This window comes from Streptosporangium longisporum (genome assembly GCF_039534895.1).
GTDB classification, from domain to species: domain Bacteria; phylum Actinomycetota; class Actinomycetes; order Streptosporangiales; family Streptosporangiaceae; genus Streptosporangium; species Streptosporangium longisporum.
In genome coordinates, this window is the sequence record NZ_BAAAWD010000007.1 from 689,257 (window position 1) to 711,789 (window position 22,533).

Here is a 22,533-nt window from a genome sequence, read left to right on the forward strand (position 1 = left end):
CCTCCTCGTGCGGCCCTCGTGCGGCCCTCGTGCGGCCCTCGTGCGGCCCTCGTGCGGGCTCGCGGCCGGAGCGCCGGGACGGTCGGCCGGTCACTTCGCGTCGGACTCCCACGGCTGCGGCGGTGCCGGCTCGCCCGCCCACTCCAGCAGCCGCTCCGCGCTCCTGAAGCGCCGGTCGCCGTTGGTCTCGCCGAGGATGACGCCGACGAGCCGGCGTCCGTCGGCGTCGGCGGCGAACGACAGGCAGTACCCGGCGGCCCGCGTGTAACCGGTCTTGAGCCCGATGACCCCGGGTGTCCTGCCGAGCAGCTTGTTGGAGTTGATCCAGGTGTGCGCCCTGTGCACCTTCGTCCTGGACACCACGTGCCTGCCGGTGGAGGCGATCGTCCGCATCACCGGGTCGCGCAGCGCGATGTCGGCGAGCTTCGCCTGGTCCAGCGCGGTGGAGTGACCGGGAGCCGGCTTCGGAAGGCCGTCGGCGTTGGTGTAGACGGTGTCGGCCAGCCCCATGGAGCGGGCCGTGGCGTTCATCCTCGCCACGAACCTCCTGGTCCCCGGCCCGTAGACACGGGCCAGCGCGTGGGAGGCGTCCGCCCCGGAGGGGAGCATCACCGCGTACAGCAGGTCCCTGACGGTCAGCCGCTCCCCGGCGCGCAGCGAGGCGTGCGTCGCGCCGTTCACCGCCGCGTACCGCACGTCCTCGGCCCGGATCGTGACGATGTCGTCCAGCCGCGCCGTCCTCAGCATGACGTACGTCGTCATGATCTTCGTCAGGCTGGCCACCGGCATCCGTTTCGCGGCCTGCCTGCTCAGGTGGACCGTTCCCGCGACGGGGTCGAACAGATACGCGGCCCTTCCGGGAACGGCCGGCACGTCACCGCGCCGCTTCCCGGCGGCGACGGCCGGGGCGGAGGCGGCGGACGGCGAGGACGCCGCGAGCGCCGCCGGAGCGGTGATCGGCGCGGGTGCGCCCCGGCCCCCGGCCGGGGGATGCGCCGGGGCCAGGTGGGCCGGGGCGGACGTCCCGGTCGCCGAGGTCAGGGCACCGGCCGGAGAGGCCGTGGCCAGGACGGTCGCAGTGGCCAGCGCGGCATGGGCGATGAGCCGGATTCCCCCGTTATGCATGAGGACATGGTGACAGAGACGACCTGTCATGTTCGAAAGTCAGCCATTTACCATCGAAAATCGGTATCGGTGTCACATCAGACGGCGGTGATCCGCTCGGCCTCGGCGTCGGCCTCGCGGCGGGCGGCCCGCAGGCGCCGGCGCCGCCGGACGAGGACGACGATCACCGCGATCACCGCCAGCGCGGCCAGGGCGGCGAGCAGCGGAGACCGCGCGGCCAGCACCAGCCAGCCCCAGATCACCGAGTACAGGCCGAAGGACGTCACCGGCACCCAGGTCAGGCAGCCGAGCGCGCTGGCCACGACGTACCAGGGGTAGGAGATCCGCAGCACACCGGCCACCCAGGGCAGGGTATGGCGCAGGCCGGGCACCCAGAAGCAGGCGTAGACGGCGAGCGCGCCCCACTTCCGCACCACGTTCTCGACGCGGGTGATGTTCTCCTGGCCGATCCTGAGACCCAGCCGCGAGGCGTAGAGCCGGGAGCCCAGCACGTGGCCGATCCAGTAGTACGCCTGGAACGCGCCGAACAGGGCCACGCCGCCGACGATCACCCAGAGCCACAGGGGCATGCCCAGGAAGGACGCGGAAGCGGGATCGGGGATGCCCGCCACAACAGGTCGCACTCCGAACATCACCACCAGGGTCGTCTCACCTGCCTGTACCGATATTAGGCCAGGCTTACCTGGAGCGGCCGGGCGGAGTCCCCGAACGCCCGTTTCCCCGCGCCGGTTCAGCCCGCGACGTCGGGGCTGCCCTCGGCGATCCGGGCGAGTGCGGCCAGGTGGTCCTCCAGGGCGCTTCTTCCCTCCGCGGTGAGCGCCACCCAGGTGAGCCTGCGGGCATCCGCCCGGACGGGCGAGCTCTCCTTGCGCACCGTGACGAAGCCGGCCTCGGCGAGCACCCTGAGGTTCTTGGACAGGTTCGCGTCGTTCAGCCCGAGGGTGTCCCTGATGACCGCGAACTCGAGTTCCGACATGCGCCGCAGCAGCCCGCAGACGCGCAGGCGCACCGGTGAGTGGATGACCTCGTTGAACGCGGGGGTGGGCGGGGCGCTCACGCGCGCCCGGTGGCGTCGTGGACGAGCTCGTCGCGCAGGACGTCGTCGTAGCGGCGGCCGAGCACGAGGGTCGCGCCGAAGGCGAGGGCGGCCGGCACCAGCCCCCATCGGGGGTCGGTACCGGTGAACCTGACGACCAGGGCGGTGAGCATGGCGAGGATGAGCACCCCGGATATCACCCTCAACAGGCGCTTGCCGCGGGGACCCGCCGGCTGGGTGATGAAGATCCCGTAGCGCCGGCTGTAGGCGGTGACGAGCAGGAGGATCGCGACGATGCCGAGGGCCACGACGACGAAGGACACCGCCCCCGGCAGTGCCTGGGCGGCGGTGAGCACCCCCACGATCAGACCGAGGGCGAGGTGGTACCACCAGGGCGTGACCACCCGTTCGGCGAGCCTGGCGCCGTCAAGGCCGAGGCGGTCCAGGGCGTCGCGCGCCTGGGACGAGGTGAGGGGACCCCCGAAGCCGTCCGGGCCGCCGGGACGAAAGTCGTTTTCCATGTTGGCAAGTCTAGCTTTGACTTGCGCATTTGGAAAGTCATATGCGCGGACGTGGGCGACGGCCGGGCGGCCCTCGAGGCTCGGCGGCGCGCCGATCCGCCGGTGCCGCCGGGCATCGGGGACCGCCGACGGACCGGCGCGCCCCGGGCGGGGGTGGACGGCTCCCGGACGCCCGGCGCCCGCTGCAAGCGGACGTCAACTCCAGGGCAAGCACCGCGGCGTACACCTGGGGGTAGCGAAGAAAGGTGTCCGTCATGAGTCCGCGTGGCAGTGTGGTCCCGGTACTGGCCGGTGGGGTCGCGAGCGTCGTCAGGCTGCTCGTCGCCACCTTCGCCTTCGCCGGCGTCTACCTGGGCGTGTGGGGCACGCCCGGCGTCCCGGCCCAGGCTCCGGTGTCGGCCTCGGCCGAGGTGACGGCCCGGGTGGCGGTACGCACGGTGGTGCTCTCCTCACGATCGACCCCGGCCGACGCGACCCCGGCCGTGAGGACCCCGGCCGCAAGGACGAACGCCGGCACGGACGCGACCCCGAAGACCCCGAACACCCCGAAGACCTCGGTCGCGAAGGACCCGGCCGTGAGGACCCCGGCCGCAAGGACGAACGCCGGCACGGACGCGACCCCGAAGACCCCGAACACCCCGAAGACCTCGGTCGCGAAGGACCCGGCCGCGAGGACCCCGTCCGCCGGGGACCGGACGGCGGCGGACCCGGCCGCCACCGGACGGGCCGTGGTGGCGGGCAGGATCGCCGTCGGCGAGGGCGGCGCGCTCGGCCCCTGCGACAGCCCGTACCTGGCCCGGACGGTCGTCGGCAACGAGGACCCGCGGGCCGTCGTCTCCTACGCCTGGCGCCTGGAGCGGTGGAGCGCGGCCACCCACCGCTGGCACACCTACCTCAACGCCGGGGCCGGTTTCACCGGCGAGGACCAGGTCGTCGAGTGGCGCCCCCGGATCGTCGGCAACCCCGGCTGGTACCGCGTCGTGCTCTCGGTCGGGGACGAGCGCCCGCTGCGCAGCGAGCGGTTCTTCGTCACCTGCTGACCGGCCGCCACCCCGTCGCGGGCCCGCGAACCGAGGCGTCCCGGCCCGGCCCCGGGCGGCTCAGCCGCCCAGGGAACGCTGTGCCGCCTCCACCCAGCGGCTCACGCCGACCCGCTGGGCCACCGCGAGGGCGTTCTCGTAGTGCGGCCTGACCGCGTCGGTGAAGCCCAGCCGCAGCGCCAGGTCGCCCAAGGTCAGGGCGACCGGCCAGAGCGCCACCACGCCGGTGCCCGCGCCCGCGATCCGGTCGGCGAACGGCTTCAGCGTGTCGTACGCCTCGACCATCCGCTCCCGGTCCTCCAGCAGCATCCCGGCCAGGGCCCGCCAGACCATCGCCAGCTCGTAGAGGAAGTCCGGCCGGACGGGCGTCTTCACCGCGATGACGGCCCTGGCGTCGCGGTGGTGACCGGCCGAGGCGAGTGCCACCGCGTAGGCGTCCAGCGTCCACTTGGCCCCGCGCTGGTGTGCCTCGGCCAGCGGCTCGACCATCTCGGCGGCCCGCCCGTTGACCAGGTGCAGGCAGAAGGTGGTGATCAGCGGCAGGTCCTGGCGGCCCTCCAGCATCCCGGCCTTGGCGGTCAGCCGGGCGGCGTCGCGATAGGCGCGCGTCGCCCCGGCGAAGTCACCGGCGATCATCAGGCGCTGCCCGGCGTACCAGGCGACCACGGCGGCGGGCGCGGACAGGCCGTACTGCCTGGCCAGCTGCTCGGCGGTGGCCACGTGCGCGTCGGCCTCGGCGAACGCGCCCGAGGCGGCCGCGCACTCCATCAGCACCAGGTGCGCCAGGGCCTGCACCGAGACCTGCCCGCTCGCCCTGCCGACCTCCAGCAGCTCCCTGCCGATGACCTCGCGCTCACCCACCGGCGTGATGGCGTACGACTGGCGCAGCCGCCCGCTCAGCGCGGTCGCCAGCAGGGCCGGGTCGCCCGAGCGCCGGGCCAGCTCCTCGGCCTCCAGCGAGGCCTGCTCGCCGCGCGGGGTGGCCGAGCCCTCCAGCTCCAGGGCGAGCGTGGCCAGCAGGCTCGCCCGCAGCGACTGCTCGCCCGCGGGCAGCTCGACCAGCGCCTGCTCGGCGACGTCGACGATCTCCCAGGCGGTACGGGTGAAGTCGCGGGCCATGCCCTTGTGCGGCACGGCCAGTGAGGCGGCCACCCGGGCGGTGAGTTCGAGGTTGCCCAGCGGCAGCGCCGCGTCCATCGCCTCGCGCCGCCGCCTGCGGGCCGCGGCCATGTCACCGCAGAGCGCCAGGGCCTTGATCAGCCGCAGGGTGAGCAGCAGGCGGTCGCGGGTGCTCTCGGGGGTGTGGGTGATGCCCGACCGGTCGAAGGCGGCGATGGCCTGCTCCCACAGGGTCGCGGCCTCGCGGTGGGCGAAGCGGCGCTCGGCCTGCTCGGCGGCGAGCCCGGCGTAGTGCACCGTCTTGATGGCGGTCTCGCTGGTCCCCGCGGAGGCGTAGTGGTGGGCCAGCGCGGCCACGTCGCCGGGGTTCCTGCGCTCGATCACCGCGGCCACCGCCGCGTGCAGCCGGGAGCGGCGCAGCCGGGAGGCGTCGGAGTACAGGGTGTCGCGCACCAGGTCGTGGTCGAAGCGGAGCATGCCCGGCCCCGGTTCGGTGACCAGGCCGGCCAGCAGCGCCGCCTCCACCGCGTCGACCACGGCCTCCTCGTCACCGGCCACGTCGACCAGCACGTCCACGTCCACGTCGCGGCCGATCACCGCGGCCTGCAGCAGGATCTGCTGGGCGGACTGCGGCAGGCGGGAGATGCGCCGCCGCAGCACGTCGCGGACGCCCGAGGGCACACCGGAGATCACCTCGGCGGCCGTGGCGCGGTCGCTGACCGCCTCGGCGTCGAGCAGGCGGACCGTCTCGCGGACGAAGAACGGGTTGCCGCCGGTGCGCTCGACGATGCTGTTCACCGCGTCCTCGTCGACCTCGCGCACGCAGGTGGCCCGCACCAGCTCGGCCACCGCCTTGGTGTCCAGGCCGGTCAGGCCGACCCGGACCGGGCCGAGCCTGGCCAGCGCGGCCAGCACGTCGGCCTGCTGGTCGGTCAGCTCGCTGTCGCGGCAGGTCACCACGAGCAGCACCCGGCTGGTGGCCAGCAGGCTGGGCAGCGCGCGCAGCAGCGCCAGCGTCTGGTCGTCGGCCCAGTGCAGGTCCTCCAGGGTCAGCAGGATCGGCGTCTCCTTGGCGACCGCGGCGAGGTAGCCGCCCACCGCCCGGTGCAGCCGGAAGCCCCCCGAGGCCTGGTCGTCGTCGGGCTCGGGGGCCGCGTCGTCCAGGAGCGGGGCCAGCAGCGAGGCGTACTCGCCCGGACCGGCCGCGTTCACCAGGGTGCGCAGTATCTCCACCCAGGCCCAGCCCGGGGGCGTGGCGCTGCTGTCGGGGCAGGCGCCCGAGGAGATGCCCCAGCCGTCCTGCGACAGCCGCCTGATGAGCTGGCGGACCAGGGTGGTCTTGCCCGCCCCGGCGTCCCCGCTGATGATCGCGACGGTGAAGCGGCCCGTCCTGGCGGCCGCGGTGGTGAGCCTGCCCAGCTCGGCGTCGCGGCCGACGAACGGCTCGGGCTCCAGCGGCGGGAGCTCCACCGGGGCGACCGTCGGCCTGGGCGGCCAGGTGTCGGCGGACACCGCCTGCGGGCGCTGCCTGGCCTGCGGTGACACGGCGAGCTGCAGGCCCGGGTCCTGCGACAGGATGTCGGACTCCAGCTTGCGCAGCGCGGGCCCGGGGTCGATGCCCAGCTCGTCGGAGAGGATCGTGCGCGCCCTGCGCAGCGCGGCCAGCGCGTCGCCCTGGCGCCCGCACCGGTACAGGCCCAGGGCGAGCAGCCGCCAGCCCTCCTCGCGCAGCGGGTGCTCGGTGGTCAGCGCCTCCAGGTCGGGCACGGACTCGGCGGGCAGGCCCATCCTCAGGCCGCTGTCGGCGTGCCGCTCGCGGGCCACCAGGCGCAGCTCGGTGAGCCGGTTGACCTCGGCCTCGGCCCACGGCTGGTCGGCGAAGTCGGAGTACGGCGTGCCGCGCCACAGGCCCAGGGCCTTCTCCAGGCGGGCCCGCGCAGGGGCCGGCTCGTCGGCCTCCAGCCGCTCGCCGGCGCTGCGGACCAGCGTCTCGAAGCGCAACGCGTCGACCTGGTCGGGGGCGGCGCGCAGCGCGTACCCCGAGGCGACGGTCACCAGCAGCCGGTTGGGCCCGCCCCGCGGGCGGCCGGGCTCCAGCACCCGCCGCAGCCGGGAGATGTACACCTGAAGGCCGGACTGCGCGCCCTTGGCCGCGTCGTCGTCCCAGAGGTCGTACAGCAGCGAGTCGACGGGCACCACCTGACCGCGTGCCACGAGCAGGCGGGCCAGGACCGCACGCTGGCGCAGCCCGCCCAGGTCGAGCTCGTCCTCGCCGGAGTACGCCTCGACCGGGCCCAGAACTCGGAACGCCACCATGTCAGCCGTCACGCTATGCGGGCCTTCGGATCGCGCACAAGGTATTTCCCAATCTAGCGGCTGATCGACTCCTTTTCAGGGGCCGGTGCGGCGTTCTCACGCCGGCGCAGGAACGTCCACGCGCCGAGCGCCAGCCCGCCGAAGGGGATTTCGACAGTGTAGGTCCAGAAGCCGAAAAGCAGTGCGGCGGCGGTGGCCGAGTCCAGCGGGGCACCGAAGAAGACCAGGGCCCCGATGGTCCCGGCCTCCATTATCCCCGTACCGCTCGGGGTGACCAGGGCCGTGGTGAGGACCCGGGAGAGGGCGAACGCGGCGATCGACTGGGCCAGCCCCGGGTACGCGCCGGTGGCCTGCAGGCAGACGACCAGGATCAGCCACTGGAACCCCAGGAAGAAGGCCATGCCCAGGGTCAGCCCGGCCCAGCGGTGCCGTACGACCTCGGAGGTGTCGGCCCGCAGCCTGCCCAGCGCCTCGGAGGCGGCGCGCTCACCGGGCCGGACGCGGCGCGGCAGCAGCCGGGCCAGCACGTCCAGGCCCCGGCCCAGCAGGGCGGCGGCGCGGTCCCAGTAGAGCGCGGCGGCCACCACCGCGACCAGGACGAGGATGGAGAGCGCGCCCGCCCAGCCCGCGCGGGTCACCGCGGGGCTGAGGGCCTGCCCGCTGAGGAGCAGGGCCACGATGCCCGCCGCGGGCAGCAGGAAGCGGAACAGCGTGTTCCAGATGCCGGTGGTCAGGGTGGAGACCACCACCGCCCTGGCCGGGAAACCCCACCCCTTGGTCATCGCGAACGTCACGGCGACCCCGGCCGCACCGCCGAAGGGCAGCAGGTTGCTCACCGCGCTGCCGCCCGCGTTCAGCGTCAGGGCCTGCAGGTGGTTCAGGCCGGGCAGGGAGGCGGTCAGCACGAACGTGTAGGACAGCAGGCTGAGCAGCCAGACCGCGGCCATCAGCGCGATCTCCCCGGGCCCCAGCGCGGCGAACTGGGCGCCGATCTGCGGCCAGGAGACCTGCTTGCCGGTCAGGGCGCCCACCACCTGGGGCATGAAGACCACGAGCGTGACGGCCAGCGCCAGCGACGCGACCGACAGCCCGACCTGCACCCACCTGTTCCTCATCTGCCACACCCCCTCGTCATGGGACGACCCCGACCAAGTCTGCCGGTCCCGTCCTCATCCTTTGGGAGGAACTTCGAAGGGGTGCCTCAGCCGGGAGCCCAGGGGGGCGTCCCGGCGGACGTACCACTCGGTGCCGAAGATCAGGCGGTAGAGCGGCCGAGGGATCTTGAGCATCACCCCGAGCGTGCGGGTGTCGGCGCCGGTGGCCTGGGAGGCGTGGGCGGCCATGCTCGCCCGCTTCTGCCGGGCGAAGCGCCGCACGGCGACCCGGTGGGTGATCACGTCGCCGGGGGAGTAGGCCCGCTCGAAGGCCCGGATGTCGAGCTGCGGGTAGAACCGCCGGGCCAGCCTCAGCCCGCGCAGCAGCGGGTCGCGGTTGACCGTGGCCTCCAGCACGATCGCGGTCCCGGCGATCTCGGCGGCCCGGCCGCCGACCCGGTGCACCTGGACGTGGTCGGGGTGACCGTAGCCGCCCGCGGGGTCGTAGGTGGTGAGCAGGTCGGCCTTCTCCTCGGTGAGGACGGCGGCCAGCCGGCCCGCGGCCTCCTCGACGTCGGCGTCGATGAAGGCGCCGTCCGGGCGGTCGTCGGCGACCCCGCCGCCGGGGGCGAGCCCGGAGTCGGCGTAGCCGAGGTTCACCACCCGGGCGCAGCCGAGCGCCGCCGCCGAGGCGTACAGCTCGGCCATCCTGGTGGCGCCCAGCGCCTCGCCGGGTTCGACGTCGGCCTGGCCCCGTTCACCCGAGGTCGCCACGACGAGCACCACCCGGTGCCCCTCGGCGGCGAGCATCGCCATGGTGCCCGCGGTCAGCAGGGCCTCGTCGTCGGGGTGGGCATGGAAGAACACTGCTGTCCTGGCGGTGCTGATCGGGTTCACTCCGTTCGCGGCTCGGATGTGCCCTCATGGGCACGCAGGCATGATCTCACGCGGGTCTACGCTGGCACGGTGAGGATCCTCCACATCAGTGACTGTTACCTGCCACGCCTGGGCGGGATCGAGGTACAGGTCGCCGATCTGATCCGGATGCAGCGGCAGGCGGGTCACCAGGTCGAGGTGGCCACGGCCACCCCGGGTGAACCCCTGACCGGAGTGCACAGGATCGTCGCGCGCCTCCCCTTCGACCTGCCGGTCCACCCGCTGGGGACGGGGTACCTGCTCCGCCTGATGAGGGCGCGGCGCCCCGACGTGGTGCACGTGCACGCCGGGGCGGTCTCGCCGTTCGCCTGGATGGGCGTGCGGGCGGCGGCGCGGGCCGGGCTGCCCGTGGTCGTCACCGTGCACAGCATGTGGGACCCGGTCACCCGCGCCGTGTACCGGGGGCTGCGGCTGCTGTCGGGCTGGCACCGCTGGGGCCTGGTCGGCACCGCGGTGAGCGAGGCCGCGGCCCTGCCGATCCGCGCGGTGGCCGGTCCCCGCGTGCCGGTGCACGTGGTCTCCAACGGCCTGGACGTCTCCGGCTGGCGCTCGGTACGCCCCGAGCCGGGGGAGGGGCTCGCGCCGGTGCACGTGGTGGCGGTGGGACGGCTGGCGCCCCGCAAGCAGCCGCTGCGGCTGCTGCGTCTGCTGCGCCAGGCCCGCGCCCAGGTGCCGGCGGAGATACCGATGCGGGCCACCGTCGTCGGGGACGGCCCGGCCCGGTCCCGGATGGAGCGCTACCTGAGGGTCAACGGGATGACCGGCTGGGTCGCGCTCCCGGGCCGCTACAGCCGGGAGCGGATCCGCGAGCTGCTCGCCTCGACGGACGTGTTCGTCGCGCCCGCGCCGCGCGAGTCCTTCGGGCTGGCCGCGCTGGAGGCCAGGGCGGCCGGGGTGCCGGTGGTGGCCCGCGCGCAGAGCGGGGTGGCCGACTTCGTCCGGCCGGGCAAGGAGGGCCTGCTCGGGCGGAGCTTCGACGAGCTGGTCACGTCGGTGGCCAGGCTGGTGCGGGACCGCGAGCTGCGCGCGTCGATCGCGGCCCACAACCGGGAGACCGAGCCGGTCCGCAGTTCCTGGCCGGCCGTGCTGGAGGGTTTCGAACGCTGCTACGAGCAGGCCCGCTCCATCCGGAGCTGACGGGAGCACGGCGGAGCACGGCGGAGGGCGGCCGATCGCGGAAGGCGGCCGATCGCGAGGGATGACCGGCCGTGAGGGGGACCGGCTGTGAAAGGCGATCGGCCGCGCAAGCCGACCGGCCGCGCAAGCCGACCGGCCGCGAAGGACAGCCGGTTGCGAAAGGCAGGAAAAACCCGAAGGCCCCCGTCGTGCGGTGGCGGGGGCCTTGCGGGGTGTCCGGTACGGCCGCCGCGCCGCACTGCCCCCCCGCAGGCGGAGCGGCGGCCGTACCCTGCCTTCCCGGCCGGGCCCGGGTGCCTCCCCGTCGTCGGGAGGCACGGGCACCGGCGGGAGGGCCGTCAGGAGCAGGCGGCGGCGAACTTGGTGCCGGCCTCCTGGATCTTCGACACCAGCGGCTCCATGGCGGAGGCCGCGGCGGCCGGGTCGTTGGCGTCGATCTTGACCGCCTCGAACGAGGCCCCCAGGTCGGTCAGGGCGGTGGCCACGTCACCGTCGGCCTTCGCCGCCAGGGCCTTGAGGTCGCCGCCGAGCTTGGCGGTCGCGGCGTTGATCTTCCCCGCGTCGCCGGCGGCACCGGCGACCGAGGTGTTGAAGTCGGTGAAGGACTTCGACCATGCGGCGTTCTTGCAGACCTCGTCGTTGGCCGAGCCGCCACAGGCGGCGGTCATCGAGATGAGGGCGGCTCCCGCGACGGCGACGGCGATGCGGCGGGAGGAAAGTGCGCGGAACAATTTGTACCCTTCATTGCAGTTCGTGACAGTGGAGACCCTAGAAGGGTGACCTTGCGGGCCACTTTCACGTTGCTTACAGAAGTGACTCCTGTGACCCGGCGTGATTCCATCCGGCCGCTGGGTAAGAGATGGGAATGGCTGAGGCGAACGTCGATCCGGGCTCCGGTCAGCACTCGCTCAAGCGGGTCATCGGCCGCAAGGTGCTGCTGCTGTTCGTGGTGGGCGACATCCTCGGCGCGGGCATCTACGCGCTGGTCGGCAAGGTCGCGGGGAACGTCGGAGGGGCGCTGTGGGTGCCCTTCCTGGTGGCCTTCGTGCTGGCCGCCCTGACGGCGACCGCCTACGCCGAACTCGTCGGGAAGTACCCGCAGGCCGCGGGGGCGGCGCTCTACACGAACAAGGCGTTCAACATCCCGTTCGTCACGTTCATCGTGGCGTTCGCGGTGCTGATGAGCGGGATCACCTCGGCGAGCGCCGCGGCCCGCGCGTTCGGCGGCGACTACCTGGCGGAGTTCGTCTCGATCCCGGTCATCGTGGGGGCCTTCATCTTCCTCGGCCTGATCACGCTGGTGAACCTCGCGGGCATCTCCGAGTCCGTCAAGGTGAACGTGGTGCTGACGATCGTCGAGATCTTCGGGCTGCTGGTGATCGTCGCGATCGGGATCTACGCCCTGATCGCCGGTGACGGCGAGCCGTCCCGAGCCCTGGAGTTCCACCCGGCCAACGGCGCCTTCCTCGGCGTCCTGGGCGGAACGGCCCTGGCCTTCTACGCGCTGCTGGGCTTCGAGGACTCGGTCAACCTCGCGGAGGAGGCCAAGGAGCCGCAGCGCGACTTCCCCCGCGCGCTCTTCGGCGGCCTGGCCGTCGCGGGGGTCATCTACCTGGCGGTGGCGTTCACCGCCACCATGCTGGTCGACACCAAGACGCTGGTGGACTCCTCCGGCCCGCTGCTGGAGGTCGTCAAGGTGGCCGGGCTGGCGTTCCCGCCCAAGCTGTTCGCCCTGATCGCGCTGCTCGCGGTGGGCAACACCGCGCTGATCAACATGCTGATGGCCTCGCGCCTGGTCTACGGCATGGCGCGGGAGGGGATCGTGCCGCGGGTCTTCGCGACCGTGCACGCGTCGAGGGCGACCCCGTGGGTCTCCATCGTCTTCACGGTGGGCGTGGCCGCGGTGCTGGTCGCCACCGGGGACGTGAAGAACCTCGCGGACACCACCGTGCTCCTGCTGCTGTGCGTGTTCGCGATGGTCAACGTGGCCGTGCTGGTCCTCCGCAGGGACCCGGTGGACCACGATCACTTCCGGGCGCCGAGCTGGATGCCCGTCCTGGGGGCACTGGTCTGTCTCGTACTGGTCCTGCCCATCACCGGCAGGGCGGCGGACGTCTACCTGCGAGCGGGGGTCCTGCTCGCGATCGGGGCACTCCTGTGGTTCGTCAACCGGTTGTTCCTGTCAGAACGGAAGAGCGCGTCCTGAGGGGGTGCGCAGGTCGAGGGGCACGGGTTTCCGGGGCGGGCGAGGCTTGGTGAGAATCAGGACCTTTTTCATGTCGACTCCCTCTTTGTTGGAGTTTGAGAGAGACTACGTCAGTTGACCGACTTTTTCTGTGATTTTTTGCCGGGTACGCTCCGGGCCACGCCGGGACGGCCCGGGAGGAGCCCGAGGTCGGAGACGGTACGCGGCCCGGCGAGGGCCGCCCGCGGCGCGGCCGGTGGCCTCAGCGCCGGAGACCTCGGCGGCGGTGGCCTCAACGCCGGTGGCCTCTGCGCCGGATGTCTGGGCGGCGGTGGCCTCAGCGGCTGAGGTCTCAGCGCCGGAGGTCTCGCCGGAGGAGGTCTCAGCGGCGGAGGACGAACGCCTTCTCGTCGTCGCCCACCCCGACCGAGCCCACCGCCCAGAGCGTGCCGGTGCCCGGCACCCGGGTGAGGCCGGTGGCGGCGATGTCGTCGGTCCCCTCGTACTGCTGGCCGGAGGCGTGGGCGCGCAGCAGCGGGCCGTACTCGCGGGACCAGGAGGTCCCGTCGAAGTGCAGGACGAGCACCTGCCCGGCGTGGTCGGCGTCGACGCCGCTGATCCACACGTCGCCGGGGCCGGTGGCGGTGACGCCGTGCAGCGCCCCGCGGGCGACCGGGACCTCGACCCGGGCCCAGCGGTTCCCGTCCCAGCGCATGACCAGGGGGCGGGAGTCCCCGGCCGGGGGCCGGGCCTGCGGGGAGGCGGAGACGTGCCCGACCGCCCAGACCTCCGTCGGCGAGACCTGCCAGACCCGGTTGAGGACGCCGCCGGGAACCGGGGGCGTCCCGGGGCTCTCCCACGATCCGGCCGTGCCGTGCCAGACCAGCGGGGTGCGGGCGGTGCTCGTCCCCACCGCCCAGACGTGACCCTGGCGGGAGGTGATCCCCCGCAGGGTGCCCTCGGTGCTCAGCGCGTTGCGGAACTCGCCGCCCCCGCCCTCCAGCACGACCGCGCCCGAGGGGCCGTTCGCGGCGAACCAGGCGCCGCCGCCGCTCGCGGCGACGTCGGCCAGCCGGTAGTCCTCGGCCACCCCGAAGGGCCGGTACGGGGTCCAGCCCCGCCCGTCCCAGTGGGCGGCGAATGCGCTCGGGCCGTTGCCCACCACCCACACGTCACGCGGCCCGCCCGCGCTGACCCCCTCCAGGTGATGGGCGCCGGTGTCGTCCCCCACGGCCACCTCGCGCCAGCGGCTCCCGTTCCAGCGCAGCACGGCGGGGGTGCCCTCCCGGTCCTCGGCGCCGTCCTGGTACCCGACGGCCCAGGCGTCGCGGGGCCCGGTCGCGGCCACGTCGAGCAGCGCCGTGCTCCCCGGCAGGTCCGCCCCCTTCACACCCGTCCAGGCGGAGGAGGCCTTGACCTCCCCGGTGGCGGAGGGATCGGCGGTGGCCGAGGGGTCGGCGGCGGGAGCGGACGAATCGGTCCCGCCCGGCGAGGGCACGGGCGGGGTGCCGTCCCGGGGGGTCGCGGGCAGGGGCGTGGCGGTGCCCGGTGCCGGAGCGGCGGTGGGGGAGGGCGTCGTGCGGCCCGCGCCGCAGGCGGCCACCAGGAGCGTTCCGACGACCAGGGCCGCCACCGGGCGCGGATTCGGCATGTCCTCATTGTCGCCCATGCCGCCGTCCCCGGGCCGTGCCCGTCAGGATTAGAACCTCCTGGCCGGGGCACCTGGGACGTAGGCGGAGAGGATACCGATGTCAAGGGCCGAAGAAGAGGCTACGAGGTTTCGCGTCCGGGCCGACAGGCACGGCCGGGTCACCGCCCTGCACGCGGTGGGTGCGCTGGACTACGCCTCCTCCCCGCTGCTGAAGAGGGAGGCCGACGCCGCCCTGGGCGCCATGGACCATCCCCGGCTGGTGATCGACCTCAGCGAGGTCACCTTCTGCGACTCCACCGGGTACGGCGTGCTGATGTACGCCCTCACCCGGGTCCGCCGGCTGGCCGGCTCGCTCGTGCTGGTCGGCACCTCCGCCGTGATGCGGAACCGGCTGAACCGCCTCGGGGTGGCCGAGCTGTTCGAGACCCGCCGTACCGTCGAGGAGGCCATGGAGACGTTCCCCGAGGCGACGTGAGCCCGTGCCGGCGACGGGGGCGAAGGGGCTCCGCCGTACCGGTCCGATCCGCGCCGTATGAGACAGTTGTGTGCTTGCGCAGGATCGTTCAGAGGGTTGGTCATGTTCGCGGGAAATGAGCCGGAGCCGGTCTTCACCGCCACGTCCGGGCTGCACGGTACGACGCTCGTGATCAGGGCGAGCGGGGAGCTGGACCACTACCGGACCCCGGTGCTGCGGGAGGAGATGTCCAGGGCCTGGAACACCCTGCGCTCACCGATCCTCATCCTGGACCTGTCGGCCCTGACCTTCTGCGACTCCTCGGGGATCGGCGAGCTGCTCCAGGTGCGTCACCACGGCCTGACCGAGGGCGTGCGGGTGATCCTCACCGGTGTCCAGGGGAATCTGGCCCGGCGGCTCACCCTGGCCGGGCTGCTGCCGGTGTTCGAGGTGTTCCCCTCGGTGGCCGACGCGCTGGAGGCCGCCTGAGGCGTCCCCGGCCGGGGAGGGCACGGCCGGGTTCGTGACACGGGGTTCCGGACGGGGGTCCGGACGGTTTTCGGACGGGGTCAGGCCGCGGTGGCGTGCTCCTCGCGGAGCCGGACCGGGGCGGCGACGCGGCCGTCGCGCTCGCGCAGGATGGTGCGGAGCACCCGAAGGCCGTCGCGGACGGCGTGCAGGTTGCTGGCGCCGTGGATGCGGCTGCGCTCGTGGCTGGGCACCTCGTGGATGACGAGACCGGCCTGGGCGGCGCGGATGTTCATCAGGGTCTCGATCTCGAAGCCGTCGCAGTCGAGGTCGAGCGCGTCGAGGTGGCGGGCCCAGAAGGCGTTGTAGCCGTAGCACAGGTCGGTGTACGAGGTGCCGTACAGCCAGTTGGTGATCTTGGTGAGGGCGGTGTTGCCCAGCGAGCGGATCGGGCTGATGTCGTCGGACCCGCCTCCGGGGGCACAGCGGGACCCCTTGGCGAAGTCGGCTCCCTCGACCAGCGCGGTCACGAAGGAGTGGATCTCCCGGCCGTCGGTGGACCCGTCGGCGTCGATCATGACGATGATGTCGCCGGTCGCGGCGGCGAACCCCTCGGTGAGGGCGTTGCCCTTGCCCTTGCCGGTCTGCCGGACGACGCGGAGGCCGGGACGGAGGGACCTGGCGACGGCCACCGTGTCGTCGACGGAGTTCCCGTCGACGAGGATCACCTCATCGATCCAGGACGGCAGGGTCGCGAAGACGTGAGGCAGGTTCTCCGCCTCGTTCATGGCGGGGACGACCACACTGACACTGAAGGCGAAAGGAACGCTTTTCATGGTCGAACGATGCACCGGGGCGCCTGCAGGCCACTTGCCAACCTCTTGCAAGCCTGACGCAGACATACGGTCCTGAAGCATGACCTCTCCTTTTGGACAGTGGGAAGGTCACTTTACGGACCGTCAAAAAGGGAGTATACGTCCCGACGGAGTGCGCAGGTCGAGGGGGGTGACCTCCCGGGGAGGGCGTGGACGTTGCACGACCTGGATCTTTTTCACTGCTCCGCCTCCGTGCTCTTCGTGATCACCAAGTGGTACCCATGCGGCGGCAAAGAATCACCTATCTCCGTATCACGTGAAGAACACTGGCCACACGCTCCGCTGCCGTCGCCACGTCCTCGGCGTGCCCGATGCGGCCCGCCCAGGACAGCCAGAACCACCACTCGCCGTCCTCCTCGTGGGCCGCGAGCACGTCCTCGGTCCTGGCGGGCACCATCGGGTTGATCACGTGCAGCCTGGGATAGAGCCCGGTGGGCGACCTCAGGCGTACCTGGAAGGCGTGCGCCTCCAGTTGTGCGGCCAGCCGCCGCAGGTGGTCGACGGCCTCGCCGCTCTCTGCCCTCATCCGGATCACTCCCGCGGACGCCGATGGTTGCTTCTCTGCAGCGTGCGGTTTCGCGGCATCCGAGGCAATCGGTCCTTTCGCGACATCCCCCCGGATCAGTGGAATAGAGCAGAAACCGGCCGCTGTTCCGTGGGGAAACCACGAATAAAGGGAATGCAACGCACAGGTGCGCTAAGAGCATGGTGCGCTCTTGTTAATGTTGCGTGAACAGTCCCGGGAGGAGCGCCGTGGCCCGAGGTGAGCATTCGCCCGCGTGCGCGCGCCGCTGGCGCGAACAGGCCGCGTCGCGGCAGTGGACCCACTGGCAGACCACGCAGGCCATCCACGGATGCTGCGGGGTCAGCCTCCTCAAAGCCCACCGGCTGGCCAGGGGATGGTCGGCCAGGCAGTCCGTCCAGGAGCTGGAGGAGCTGTGCGAGCGCCAGAGCCTGGGTGAGGCACGGGCCAGCATCGACCTGCTCAACGCCTGGGAGAACAACCGGGCCAGGCCGCGCCCGCAGACCATCGACCTGCTGGCCCGACTCTACCGTGCCAACGCCGTCCGGCTCGGCCTGGCCGGCGACTACTGCGACGACGGCGGCGAGGGCGGCTCCAAGGTGGTGGTCGTCTCCGGCGGGGAGGCCCGCTCGCCGTACCGGGCCGAGGAGCGGGAACGGTCCGAGGAGGACATGGAGCGGCGCGCGCTGTTCCACCACGCGCTGCTCGGATCCGGGTCGGTGATGACCGGCCGTCTGCTGGCCGAGGTCGAGCGCACCCGCCAGGACCTGGACCGCACGCTCGCGGTCACCACGGTCTCCGAGGAGCAGCTCGACCGGCTGGACGAGCAGGTGCTGAGCTACCGGCGCGAGTACATCAGCAGCGCCCCGCTGCCGATGCTCTACCGGCTGATGCTGGAGCTGTCGGACGTGCGGACGCTCTCGCTGGCCCGCCAGCCCGCGATGACCCAGCGCCGCCTGCTCAACGCGACCGTCATGCTGGCGCTGCTGGCCGCCGACGCGCTGATGAAGCTCGGCGACACCCGCCAGGCCCACGCCTGGTACGGCACCGCGCGCAACGCCGCCGACGACATGGGCGACGTGCGGCTGCGCGCCCTGGTCAGGGCACAGCAGGCGATGCTGCCGTACTACTACGGCGACCTGGCCGAGACCGTGCGGCTGGCGCGCGAGGCCCGGATGCTCGCGGGCAGTGCGCCCAGCTCCCCGGCCGCGCTCGGCGCGGCGGCCGAGGCGCGGGCGCTGGCCAGGATGGGCGAGCACAAGGCCGCCAGGGTCGCCCTCGCCGAGGCGGAACGGATCTTCGCCAGGATGCCTCCCGAGGGCCACGACCACCTGGCCTTCCGCTTCTCCGAACGGCGGCTGCAGTTCTACCGCATCGGCACCCTGATCGAGCTGGGCGAGGACGTGGACTGGAAACCGGTCCCCATCGGGCTCTCGGGGCCCCCGGGGCCGTACGCCATCGACCCGGTGCTCATCCTGCTCGACCAGGCCGCGCACGTCCTGCGCCACGGCAAGGTCGACGACGCCTGCGAACTGGCCGAGAAGGCCCTGCTGCAGGTCCCTCCCGAGCACCGCACCTCGATCGTGGTCAACCGCGCCCGGGCGCTGCTGTCGGAGGTGCCGCAGACCCGGCACCGGGCGGCGGCCGTACGCCGCCTGGCCGATCTCGTCGCCGCCACGGCACCGGTCAGCTGATGGGCTCGCTCGCCGAGGAGGCGTTCACCGTCCTGCGCGAGGTCTGCGAGGACCTCGGCATCGACCACCGGGACGCGGAGCTGCTGCGGGTGCGCAGCAACGCCGTCTTCAAGCTGCGTGGCGAGATCGTGGTCAGGATCGCCACCGCGCCCAACGCGCTGACCCGGCTGCCGCTGGTGCTCGCGGTGGCCCGCTGGCTCGCCGAACAGGGCTTCCCCGCGGTGCGCCCGGCCGACGAGATCTCCCCACAGCCCGTGGTGCACGACGGCAGGGTCGTCACGTTCTGGCACTACGTCCCGGCCAGCGGGCGGCCCACCACCACCGAGCTGGGCGGGATCCTGCGCAGCCTGCACCTGCTGCCGGTGCCGCCGGTGGCGCTGCGGCGGTTCGCCGACCCGCTCTGCGAGGTACGCCGCGCCGTGGACCGCTCCGAGGAGCTCACCGGCTGCCAGCGCGCCTGGCTGAGCGACCGCATCGCCGAGCTGACCGAGCGCTGGTCGGACCTGGAGATGGACGACGCGCCGGTGCTGCTGCACGGCGACGCCTGGATCGACAACCTGCTGCGCTGCGCGGACGGCCACGTGGTGCTCTGCGACTGGGACGGCGTCGCGGTCGGCCCCCGCGAGTGGGACCTGGTGCACACCTACCACGGCCAGCGCCGCTTCGGCCTGACCGCCGCCGACGTGGACGCCTTCGCCGACGCCTACGGCAGCGACCTGCGTTCCTGGCCGGGCTACTCCACGCTGATGGAGGTCCGGGACGTCTACGCGGTGGGCATCCACATCCGCAACGCCTCCGCCGACCCCTTCTCCCGGCGCGAGCTGCCCCGCAGGCTCGACTCCCTCACCCGGGGCGAGCACAACGCCCGCTGGTACATGGCCGAGCCCGTCACCGTCTCCCCGTAGGGATTCCCCTGGCGGTCTTGAAAGGGGGGACGCTTTCGCGCGACCGGCCCGTGCCCTCCGGGCGACCGGCCCGTGCCCTCCGGGCCGGGGGCCGCCCGCTGGCCTAGGGTGGGCGTGTGAGGGCTCCCACGGTCACCGGGAAGGTCATGGCGATCCTCGGCGCGTTCCTGCCCGGGGACGTGCGGCTGACGCTCACCGAGATCTGCCGCCGGGCCGAGCTGCCCCTCGCCACCGGCCACCGCCTGGTCAAGGAGCTGGTGGAGGGCGGGTTCGTCGAGCGGCTCCCGGACGGGTCCTACCGGGTCGGGACGCTGCTGTGGCAGATCGGCGCCCAGGCCGGCGGGCCGAGGGAGCTGCGCGAGCTGGCCCTGCCGTACATGGAGGACCTCTACGCCACCACCCGCGAGAACGTGCAGCTCGCGGTGCTGCACCACGACCGGGCGCTGTACGTCGAACGGCTGCGCGGGCGCACCTCGGTGCCGATCGTCTCGCGGGTGGCCGGGGACCTGCCGCTGCACGCGACCGGGGTCGGCAAGGTCCTGCTGGCCTTCGCCGCCCCCGAGACGGTGGACCGGGTGCTGGCCGGGGAGCTCACCTCGCACACGCCGAACACCGTGGTCGACCCGGTACGGCTCCGGGCCGAGCTGGAGGAGGTCCGCCGCACCGGGGTCGCCTGCACGCAGGAGGAGATGTCGGTGGGCACCTGCTCGGTCGCGGTCCCGGTACGGGGACCGGACGGCACGGTGGTGGCGGCGCTGTCGCTGGTGGCCTGGCGGCACAACGCCGACCTGCGCAGGCTGGTGCCCGCCGTGCTGGCCGCGGCCCGCGACCTCTCCCGCGACCTCGCCGCCTCGGGCCGGTGACGGACCCGGGACACCACCCGGTCCGTAGGGGCCGCGCGGGCCGGTTCGGGTGGTTCAGGTGGTTCGGACGGGCCGGTGGTACGGGTGGCTCGGGTGGGACGTGCTCAGGGGTCGTGCCGGGCGGCTTCAAGGGTCGTGCCGGGCGGCAGGGGTTTTCCGCTGAGCGGAAGGGCCGGGTATGCGCGGGGGAGCCGTAGGCGATGCTCGGGGAATGCGAACTCAGGTAGGGATCGTCGGCGCCGGGCCCGCCGGGCTGCTGCTGTCCCACCTGCTCCACCTGCGGGGCATCGACTCGGTGGTCCTGGAGTCGCGGAGCAGGCGGTACGTCGAGCAGCGGGTGCGGGCGGGCGTGCTGGAACAGGGCACGGTGGACGTGCTCGACGAGGCGGGCGTGGGGGAGCGGATGCGCGCCGAGGGGCTGCCGCACCACGGCATCGAGCTGCGCTACGGCGGCGGCGGGCACCGCGTCCCGTTCGAGCGGCTCGTCCCCGGCCGGGCCATCACCGTCTACGGCCAGCAGGAGGTCGTCAAGGACCTCATCGCCAGGCGGCTGGCCGACGGCGGGACGATCCTCTTCGACGTCCCGGACGTCGCCCTGCACTCGCTGGAGAAGGACCCGTACATCACCTTCTCGGGCGAGCGCCTGGACTGCGACGTCATCGCCGGGTGCGACGGCTTCCACGGCGTCTCGCGGCCGTCGATCCCCGAGGGGGTGCTGACGGTCTTCCAGCGGGAGTACCCGTTCGCCTGGCTCGGCATCCTCGCCGAGGTCCCGCCCTCGGCCGAGGAGCTGATCTACGCCCACAGCGACCGGGGGTTCGCGCTGCACAGCATGCGCTCGCCGGAGATCAGCCGCTTCTACCTCCAGGTCCCCCCGGAGACCTCCCTGGACGACTGGCCGGACGAGCGGATCTGGGCCGAGCTGCGGGCCCGCCTGGAGACGGTCCCGGGATTCACCCTGGCCGAGGGGCCGATCATCTCCAGGGACGTGTCGGCGATGCGCTCGTTCGTCGCCGAGCCCATGCGGTACGGCGCCCTCTACCTGGCCGGTGACGCCGCCCACATCGTGCCGCCCACCGGCGCCAAGGGGCTCAACCTGGCCGTCGCGGACGTCCGGCTGCTGACCGCCGCGCTGGCCGAGTTCTACGCGACGGGCTCGACCGCCCTGCTGGACGCCTACTCCGGCAGCTGCCTGAAGCGGGTCTGGCGCGCGCAGCACTTCTCCTGGTGGATGACCACCCTGCTGCACACCTTCGACGACGACCCCTACGGGCGGCGCCTGCAGCTGTCCCACCTCGACTACGTCACCTCGTCCGAGGCCGCCGCGACCACGCTCGCGGAGAACTACGTCGGCCTGCCCTTCGACTTCGGAGCCCGCCCGTGACCGCCACCGACCGACCGCCCGTCCCCACCGGCCCGTCCCCGTCCCCGTCCCTGTCCCCGTCCTCCTCCTCTCCGGCTCCCGCCGACCCGCACCCGCCCCACCTCAGCCCCGGGTACCGCAGCACCGTGCTGCGGGCCCCCTCGCATCCGCCGCTGCGTCCCGCCCTCGACCCCGAGGCCGCGGAACTGCTCGACCCCGTCTACGGCCACCGGCCGGTCGGGGAGCTGGACCACGACCTGACCCGGCAGCACGCGGGCGAGCCGATCGGCGAGCGCATCATCGTCACCGGCCGGATCCTCGACGGCCGGGGCAGGCCCGTACCGAACACGCTGGTGGAGGTGTGGCAGGCGGCCGCCACCGGCAGGTACGCCCACCCGCTGGACCGGCACCCGGCCCCGCTCGACCCCAACTTCACCGGGTTCGGCCGCTGCCTGACCGACGCCGAGGGCCGCTACCGGTTCGTCACGATCAAGCCGGGCACCTACCCCTGGCGCAACCACCCCAACGCCTGGCGGCCCGCGCACATCCACTTCTCGGTGTTCGGCACCGCCTTCACCCAGCGGCTGATCACCCAGATGTACTTCCCCGGCGACCCGCTGTTCCCCCACGACCCGATCCTGCAGTCCGTCCCGGACCCCAGGGACCGCGAGCGGCTGGTCAGCGCCTTCGACCTGGACGTCACCGAGCCGGAGTGGGCGCTCGGCTACCGCTGGGACGTCGTCCTGGGCGCGACCCCCTTCGAGGAGGAGTGATGGTGCCGACCCCGTCGCAGACCGTGGGCCCGTTCTTCGCCCACGCCCTGCCGTACGCCGAGGGGCCCCTCGTGGTGCCCGAGGACCATCCGGACGCGATCGAGCTGCACGGCCGGGTCACCGACGGCGCCGGGGAGCCGGTGCCCGACGCGCTGCTGGAGATCTGCCAGCCCGGCCTGTTCGGACGGTGCGAGACCGGTGCCGACGGCTCCTACCGCTTCCGCACGGCCGCAACGGACGGCTACATCCCCCTGCTGGTCTTCGGGCGCGGCCTGCTCAAGCCGGTCTGGACCCGGGTCTACCTCAGCGCGGACGCGCCGTTCCTGGCCGAGGTGGACCCGGCGCGGCGCGGCACGCTCGTCGCCCGGAAGGAGGGGGAGCGCTCCTACCGGTTCGACGTCCGGCTCCAGGGCGAGGACGAGACCGTGTTCTTCGCCTTCTGAGCCGTTCCGGGT

At 73.1% G+C, this 22,533-nt stretch carries 22 protein-coding genes; 11 read left to right on the top strand and 11 right to left on the bottom strand.

Annotated features, from left to right (window positions below):
- Nucleotides 1-90: 90 nt before the first annotated feature.
- The 4 genes from ABD832_RS16030 to ABD832_RS16045 all read right to left on the bottom strand — a co-directional run bounded on the left by ABD832_RS16030 (nucleotide 91) and on the right by ABD832_RS16045 (nucleotide 2,682).
- Nucleotides 91-1,125 carry a D-alanyl-D-alanine carboxypeptidase family protein gene (locus ABD832_RS16030; protein WP_344895158.1) on the bottom strand — a complete coding sequence of 345 codons (1,035 nt, stop codon included), beginning with the start codon at nucleotides 1,123-1,125 and terminating at the stop codon, nucleotides 91-93.
- 77 nt (nucleotides 1,126-1,202) lie between these two features.
- Nucleotides 1,203-1,757 carry a DedA family protein gene (locus tag ABD832_RS16035; protein WP_344895161.1) on the bottom strand — a complete coding sequence of 185 codons (555 nt, stop codon included), beginning with the start codon at nucleotides 1,755-1,757 and terminating at the stop codon, nucleotides 1,203-1,205.
- 98 nt (nucleotides 1,758-1,855) lie between these two features.
- Nucleotides 1,856-2,182: a transcriptional regulator gene (locus tag ABD832_RS16040; protein WP_344895164.1), complete on the bottom strand. Its 327-nt coding sequence runs from the start codon at nucleotides 2,180-2,182 to the stop codon at nucleotides 1,856-1,858.
- Entirely contained in the window at nucleotides 2,179-2,682 is a 504-nt protein-coding gene (locus tag ABD832_RS16045; protein ID WP_344895167.1) for a hypothetical protein, read from the bottom strand. Before ABD832_RS16045 ends, ABD832_RS16040 begins: the two co-directional genes overlap by 4 nt.
- A gap of 254 nt (nucleotides 2,683-2,936) precedes the next feature.
- On the opposite strand from ABD832_RS16045, the gene ABD832_RS16050 reads away from it, so the two are divergent.
- The gene (locus ABD832_RS16050; RefSeq protein WP_344895170.1) at nucleotides 2,937-3,722 is read left to right on the top strand and encodes a hypothetical protein; all 786 of its coding nucleotides are present in this window, start codon (nucleotides 2,937-2,939) and stop codon (nucleotides 3,720-3,722) included.
- Between the two features lie 60 nt (nucleotides 3,723-3,782).
- On the opposite strand, the gene ABD832_RS16055 is transcribed toward ABD832_RS16050, so the two are convergent.
- Genes ABD832_RS16055 through ABD832_RS16065 form a run of 3 tightly spaced genes read right to left on the bottom strand, consistent with a single transcriptional unit; the run spans nucleotide 3,783 to nucleotide 9,148 of the window.
- Nucleotides 3,783-7,157: an ATP-binding protein gene (locus tag ABD832_RS16055; protein ID WP_344895173.1), complete on the bottom strand. Its 3,375-nt coding sequence runs from the start codon at nucleotides 7,155-7,157 to the stop codon at nucleotides 3,783-3,785.
- A gap of 53 nt (nucleotides 7,158-7,210) precedes the next feature.
- Nucleotides 7,211-8,272, bottom strand: coding sequence for a lysylphosphatidylglycerol synthase transmembrane domain-containing protein (locus tag ABD832_RS16060; protein ID WP_344895176.1), 1,062 nt, complete (start codon nucleotides 8,270-8,272; stop codon nucleotides 7,211-7,213).
- A gap of 54 nt (nucleotides 8,273-8,326) precedes the next feature.
- On the bottom strand, nucleotides 8,327-9,148 hold the full coding sequence (locus tag ABD832_RS16065; protein WP_344895179.1) for a PIG-L family deacetylase: 822 nt from the start codon (nucleotides 9,146-9,148) through the stop codon (nucleotides 8,327-8,329).
- A gap of 69 nt (nucleotides 9,149-9,217) precedes the next feature.
- Here ABD832_RS16065 and ABD832_RS16070 point away from each other — a divergent pair, with 69 nt between their 5' ends.
- Complete coding sequence (locus tag ABD832_RS16070; protein WP_344895182.1) at nucleotides 9,218-10,324, top strand: glycosyltransferase family 4 protein; 1,107 nt, start codon at nucleotides 9,218-9,220, stop codon at nucleotides 10,322-10,324.
- Between the two features lie 338 nt (nucleotides 10,325-10,662).
- Here the strand turns inward: ABD832_RS16070 and ABD832_RS16075 are convergent, their stop codons facing one another.
- A complete protein-coding gene (locus ABD832_RS16075; RefSeq protein WP_344895185.1) occupies nucleotides 10,663-11,055 on the bottom strand; it encodes a hypothetical protein in 393 nt (130 codons plus the stop codon).
- 134 nt (nucleotides 11,056-11,189) lie between these two features.
- Here ABD832_RS16075 and ABD832_RS16080 point away from each other — a divergent pair, with 134 nt between their 5' ends.
- On the top strand, nucleotides 11,190-12,530 hold the full coding sequence (locus ABD832_RS16080) for an APC family permease (RefSeq protein WP_344895188.1): 1,341 nt from the start codon (nucleotides 11,190-11,192) through the stop codon (nucleotides 12,528-12,530).
- Nucleotides 12,531-12,891: 361 nt separating this feature from the next.
- On the opposite strand, the gene ABD832_RS16085 is transcribed toward ABD832_RS16080, so the two are convergent.
- Nucleotides 12,892-14,160 (bottom strand): hypothetical protein, encoded by a 1,269-nt coding sequence (locus ABD832_RS16085; protein WP_344895191.1) that lies wholly within the window; start codon nucleotides 14,158-14,160, stop codon nucleotides 12,892-12,894.
- 97 nt (nucleotides 14,161-14,257) lie between these two features.
- Between ABD832_RS16085 and ABD832_RS16090 the strand changes: the two genes are divergently transcribed.
- Together ABD832_RS16090 and ABD832_RS16095 are read left to right on the top strand one after the other, a co-directional pair.
- Nucleotides 14,258-14,635 carry an STAS domain-containing protein gene (locus ABD832_RS16090; RefSeq protein WP_344895194.1) on the top strand — a complete coding sequence of 126 codons (378 nt, stop codon included), beginning with the start codon at nucleotides 14,258-14,260 and terminating at the stop codon, nucleotides 14,633-14,635.
- Between the two features lie 102 nt (nucleotides 14,636-14,737).
- Complete coding sequence (locus ABD832_RS16095; RefSeq protein ID WP_344895198.1) at nucleotides 14,738-15,103, top strand: STAS domain-containing protein; 366 nt, start codon at nucleotides 14,738-14,740, stop codon at nucleotides 15,101-15,103.
- 80 nt (nucleotides 15,104-15,183) lie between these two features.
- Here ABD832_RS16095 and ABD832_RS16100 read toward each other — a convergent pair whose 3' ends face one another.
- Together ABD832_RS16100 and ABD832_RS16105 are read right to left on the bottom strand one after the other, a co-directional pair.
- Nucleotides 15,184-15,918, bottom strand: a complete 735-nt coding sequence (locus ABD832_RS16100; protein ID WP_344895201.1) for a glycosyltransferase family 2 protein — start codon at nucleotides 15,916-15,918, stop codon at nucleotides 15,184-15,186.
- 280 nt (nucleotides 15,919-16,198) lie between these two features.
- Entirely contained in the window at nucleotides 16,199-16,483 is a 285-nt protein-coding gene (locus tag ABD832_RS16105; protein WP_344895204.1) for a hypothetical protein, read from the bottom strand.
- A 227-nt stretch (nucleotides 16,484-16,710) separates the two neighbouring features.
- Between ABD832_RS16105 and ABD832_RS16110 the strand changes: the two genes are divergently transcribed.
- The 6 genes from ABD832_RS16110 (at nucleotide 16,711) to ABD832_RS16135 (ending at nucleotide 22,521) form a co-directional block, all read left to right on the top strand.
- Complete coding sequence (locus ABD832_RS16110) at nucleotides 16,711-18,174, top strand: helix-turn-helix domain-containing protein (RefSeq protein WP_344895206.1); 1,464 nt, start codon at nucleotides 16,711-16,713, stop codon at nucleotides 18,172-18,174.
- A complete protein-coding gene (locus ABD832_RS16115; protein ID WP_344895209.1) occupies nucleotides 18,174-19,079 on the top strand; it encodes a phosphotransferase enzyme family protein in 906 nt (301 codons plus the stop codon). The genes ABD832_RS16110 and ABD832_RS16115 overlap by 1 nt, the downstream gene beginning before the upstream one ends.
- A gap of 116 nt (nucleotides 19,080-19,195) precedes the next feature.
- Nucleotides 19,196-19,942, top strand: coding sequence for an IclR family transcriptional regulator (locus ABD832_RS16120; RefSeq protein ID WP_344895212.1), 747 nt, complete (start codon nucleotides 19,196-19,198; stop codon nucleotides 19,940-19,942).
- Between the two features lie 211 nt (nucleotides 19,943-20,153).
- Nucleotides 20,154-21,326: a 4-hydroxybenzoate 3-monooxygenase gene (locus ABD832_RS16125; protein ID WP_344895215.1), complete on the top strand. Its 1,173-nt coding sequence runs from the start codon at nucleotides 20,154-20,156 to the stop codon at nucleotides 21,324-21,326.
- A gap of 50 nt (nucleotides 21,327-21,376) precedes the next feature.
- Nucleotides 21,377-22,078, top strand: coding sequence for a protocatechuate 3,4-dioxygenase subunit beta (gene pcaH, locus ABD832_RS16130; protein WP_344895988.1), 702 nt, complete (start codon nucleotides 21,377-21,379; stop codon nucleotides 22,076-22,078).
- Complete coding sequence (locus ABD832_RS16135) at nucleotides 22,078-22,521, top strand: peptidase associated/transthyretin-like domain-containing protein (RefSeq protein ID WP_344895218.1); 444 nt, start codon at nucleotides 22,078-22,080, stop codon at nucleotides 22,519-22,521. The genes pcaH and ABD832_RS16135 overlap by 1 nt, the downstream gene beginning before the upstream one ends.
- Nucleotides 22,522-22,533 lie beyond the last annotated feature (12 nt).

What these genes read in the sequence shown, in the direction of transcription:
- ABD832_RS16030 (WP_344895158.1), bottom strand. Translation starts at nt 1,125, where the DNA reads ATGCATAACGGGGGAATCCGGCTCATCGCCCATGCCGCGCTGGCCACT.
- ABD832_RS16035 (WP_344895161.1), bottom strand. Translation starts at nt 1,757, where the DNA reads ATGTTCGGAGTGCGACCTGTTGTGGCGGGCATCCCCGATCCCGCTTCC.
- ABD832_RS16045 (WP_344895167.1), bottom strand. Translation starts at nt 2,682, where the DNA reads ATGGAAAACGACTTTCGTCCCGGCGGCCCGGACGGCTTCGGGGGTCCC.
- ABD832_RS16050 (WP_344895170.1), top strand. Translation starts at nt 2,937, where the DNA reads ATGAGTCCGCGTGGCAGTGTGGTCCCGGTACTGGCCGGTGGGGTCGCG.
- ABD832_RS16055 (WP_344895173.1), bottom strand. Translation starts at nt 7,157, where the DNA reads ATGGTGGCGTTCCGAGTTCTGGGCCCGGTCGAGGCGTACTCCGGCGAG.
- ABD832_RS16060 (WP_344895176.1), bottom strand. Translation starts at nt 8,272, where the DNA reads ATGAGGAACAGGTGGGTGCAGGTCGGGCTGTCGGTCGCGTCGCTGGCG.
- ABD832_RS16080 (WP_344895188.1), top strand. Translation starts at nt 11,190, where the DNA reads ATGGCTGAGGCGAACGTCGATCCGGGCTCCGGTCAGCACTCGCTCAAG.
- ABD832_RS16085 (WP_344895191.1), bottom strand. Translation starts at nt 14,160, where the DNA reads ATGCCGAATCCGCGCCCGGTGGCGGCCCTGGTCGTCGGAACGCTCCTG.
- ABD832_RS16090 (WP_344895194.1), top strand. Translation starts at nt 14,258, where the DNA reads ATGTCAAGGGCCGAAGAAGAGGCTACGAGGTTTCGCGTCCGGGCCGAC.
- ABD832_RS16095 (WP_344895198.1), top strand. Translation starts at nt 14,738, where the DNA reads ATGTTCGCGGGAAATGAGCCGGAGCCGGTCTTCACCGCCACGTCCGGG.
- ABD832_RS16100 (WP_344895201.1), bottom strand. Translation starts at nt 15,918, where the DNA reads ATGAAAAGCGTTCCTTTCGCCTTCAGTGTCAGTGTGGTCGTCCCCGCC.
- ABD832_RS16105 (WP_344895204.1), bottom strand. Translation starts at nt 16,483, where the DNA reads ATGAGGGCAGAGAGCGGCGAGGCCGTCGACCACCTGCGGCGGCTGGCC.
- ABD832_RS16115 (WP_344895209.1), top strand. Translation starts at nt 18,174, where the DNA reads ATGGGCTCGCTCGCCGAGGAGGCGTTCACCGTCCTGCGCGAGGTCTGC.
- ABD832_RS16125 (WP_344895215.1), top strand. Translation starts at nt 20,154, where the DNA reads ATGCGAACTCAGGTAGGGATCGTCGGCGCCGGGCCCGCCGGGCTGCTG.
- ABD832_RS16135 (WP_344895218.1), top strand. Translation starts at nt 22,078, where the DNA reads ATGGTGCCGACCCCGTCGCAGACCGTGGGCCCGTTCTTCGCCCACGCC.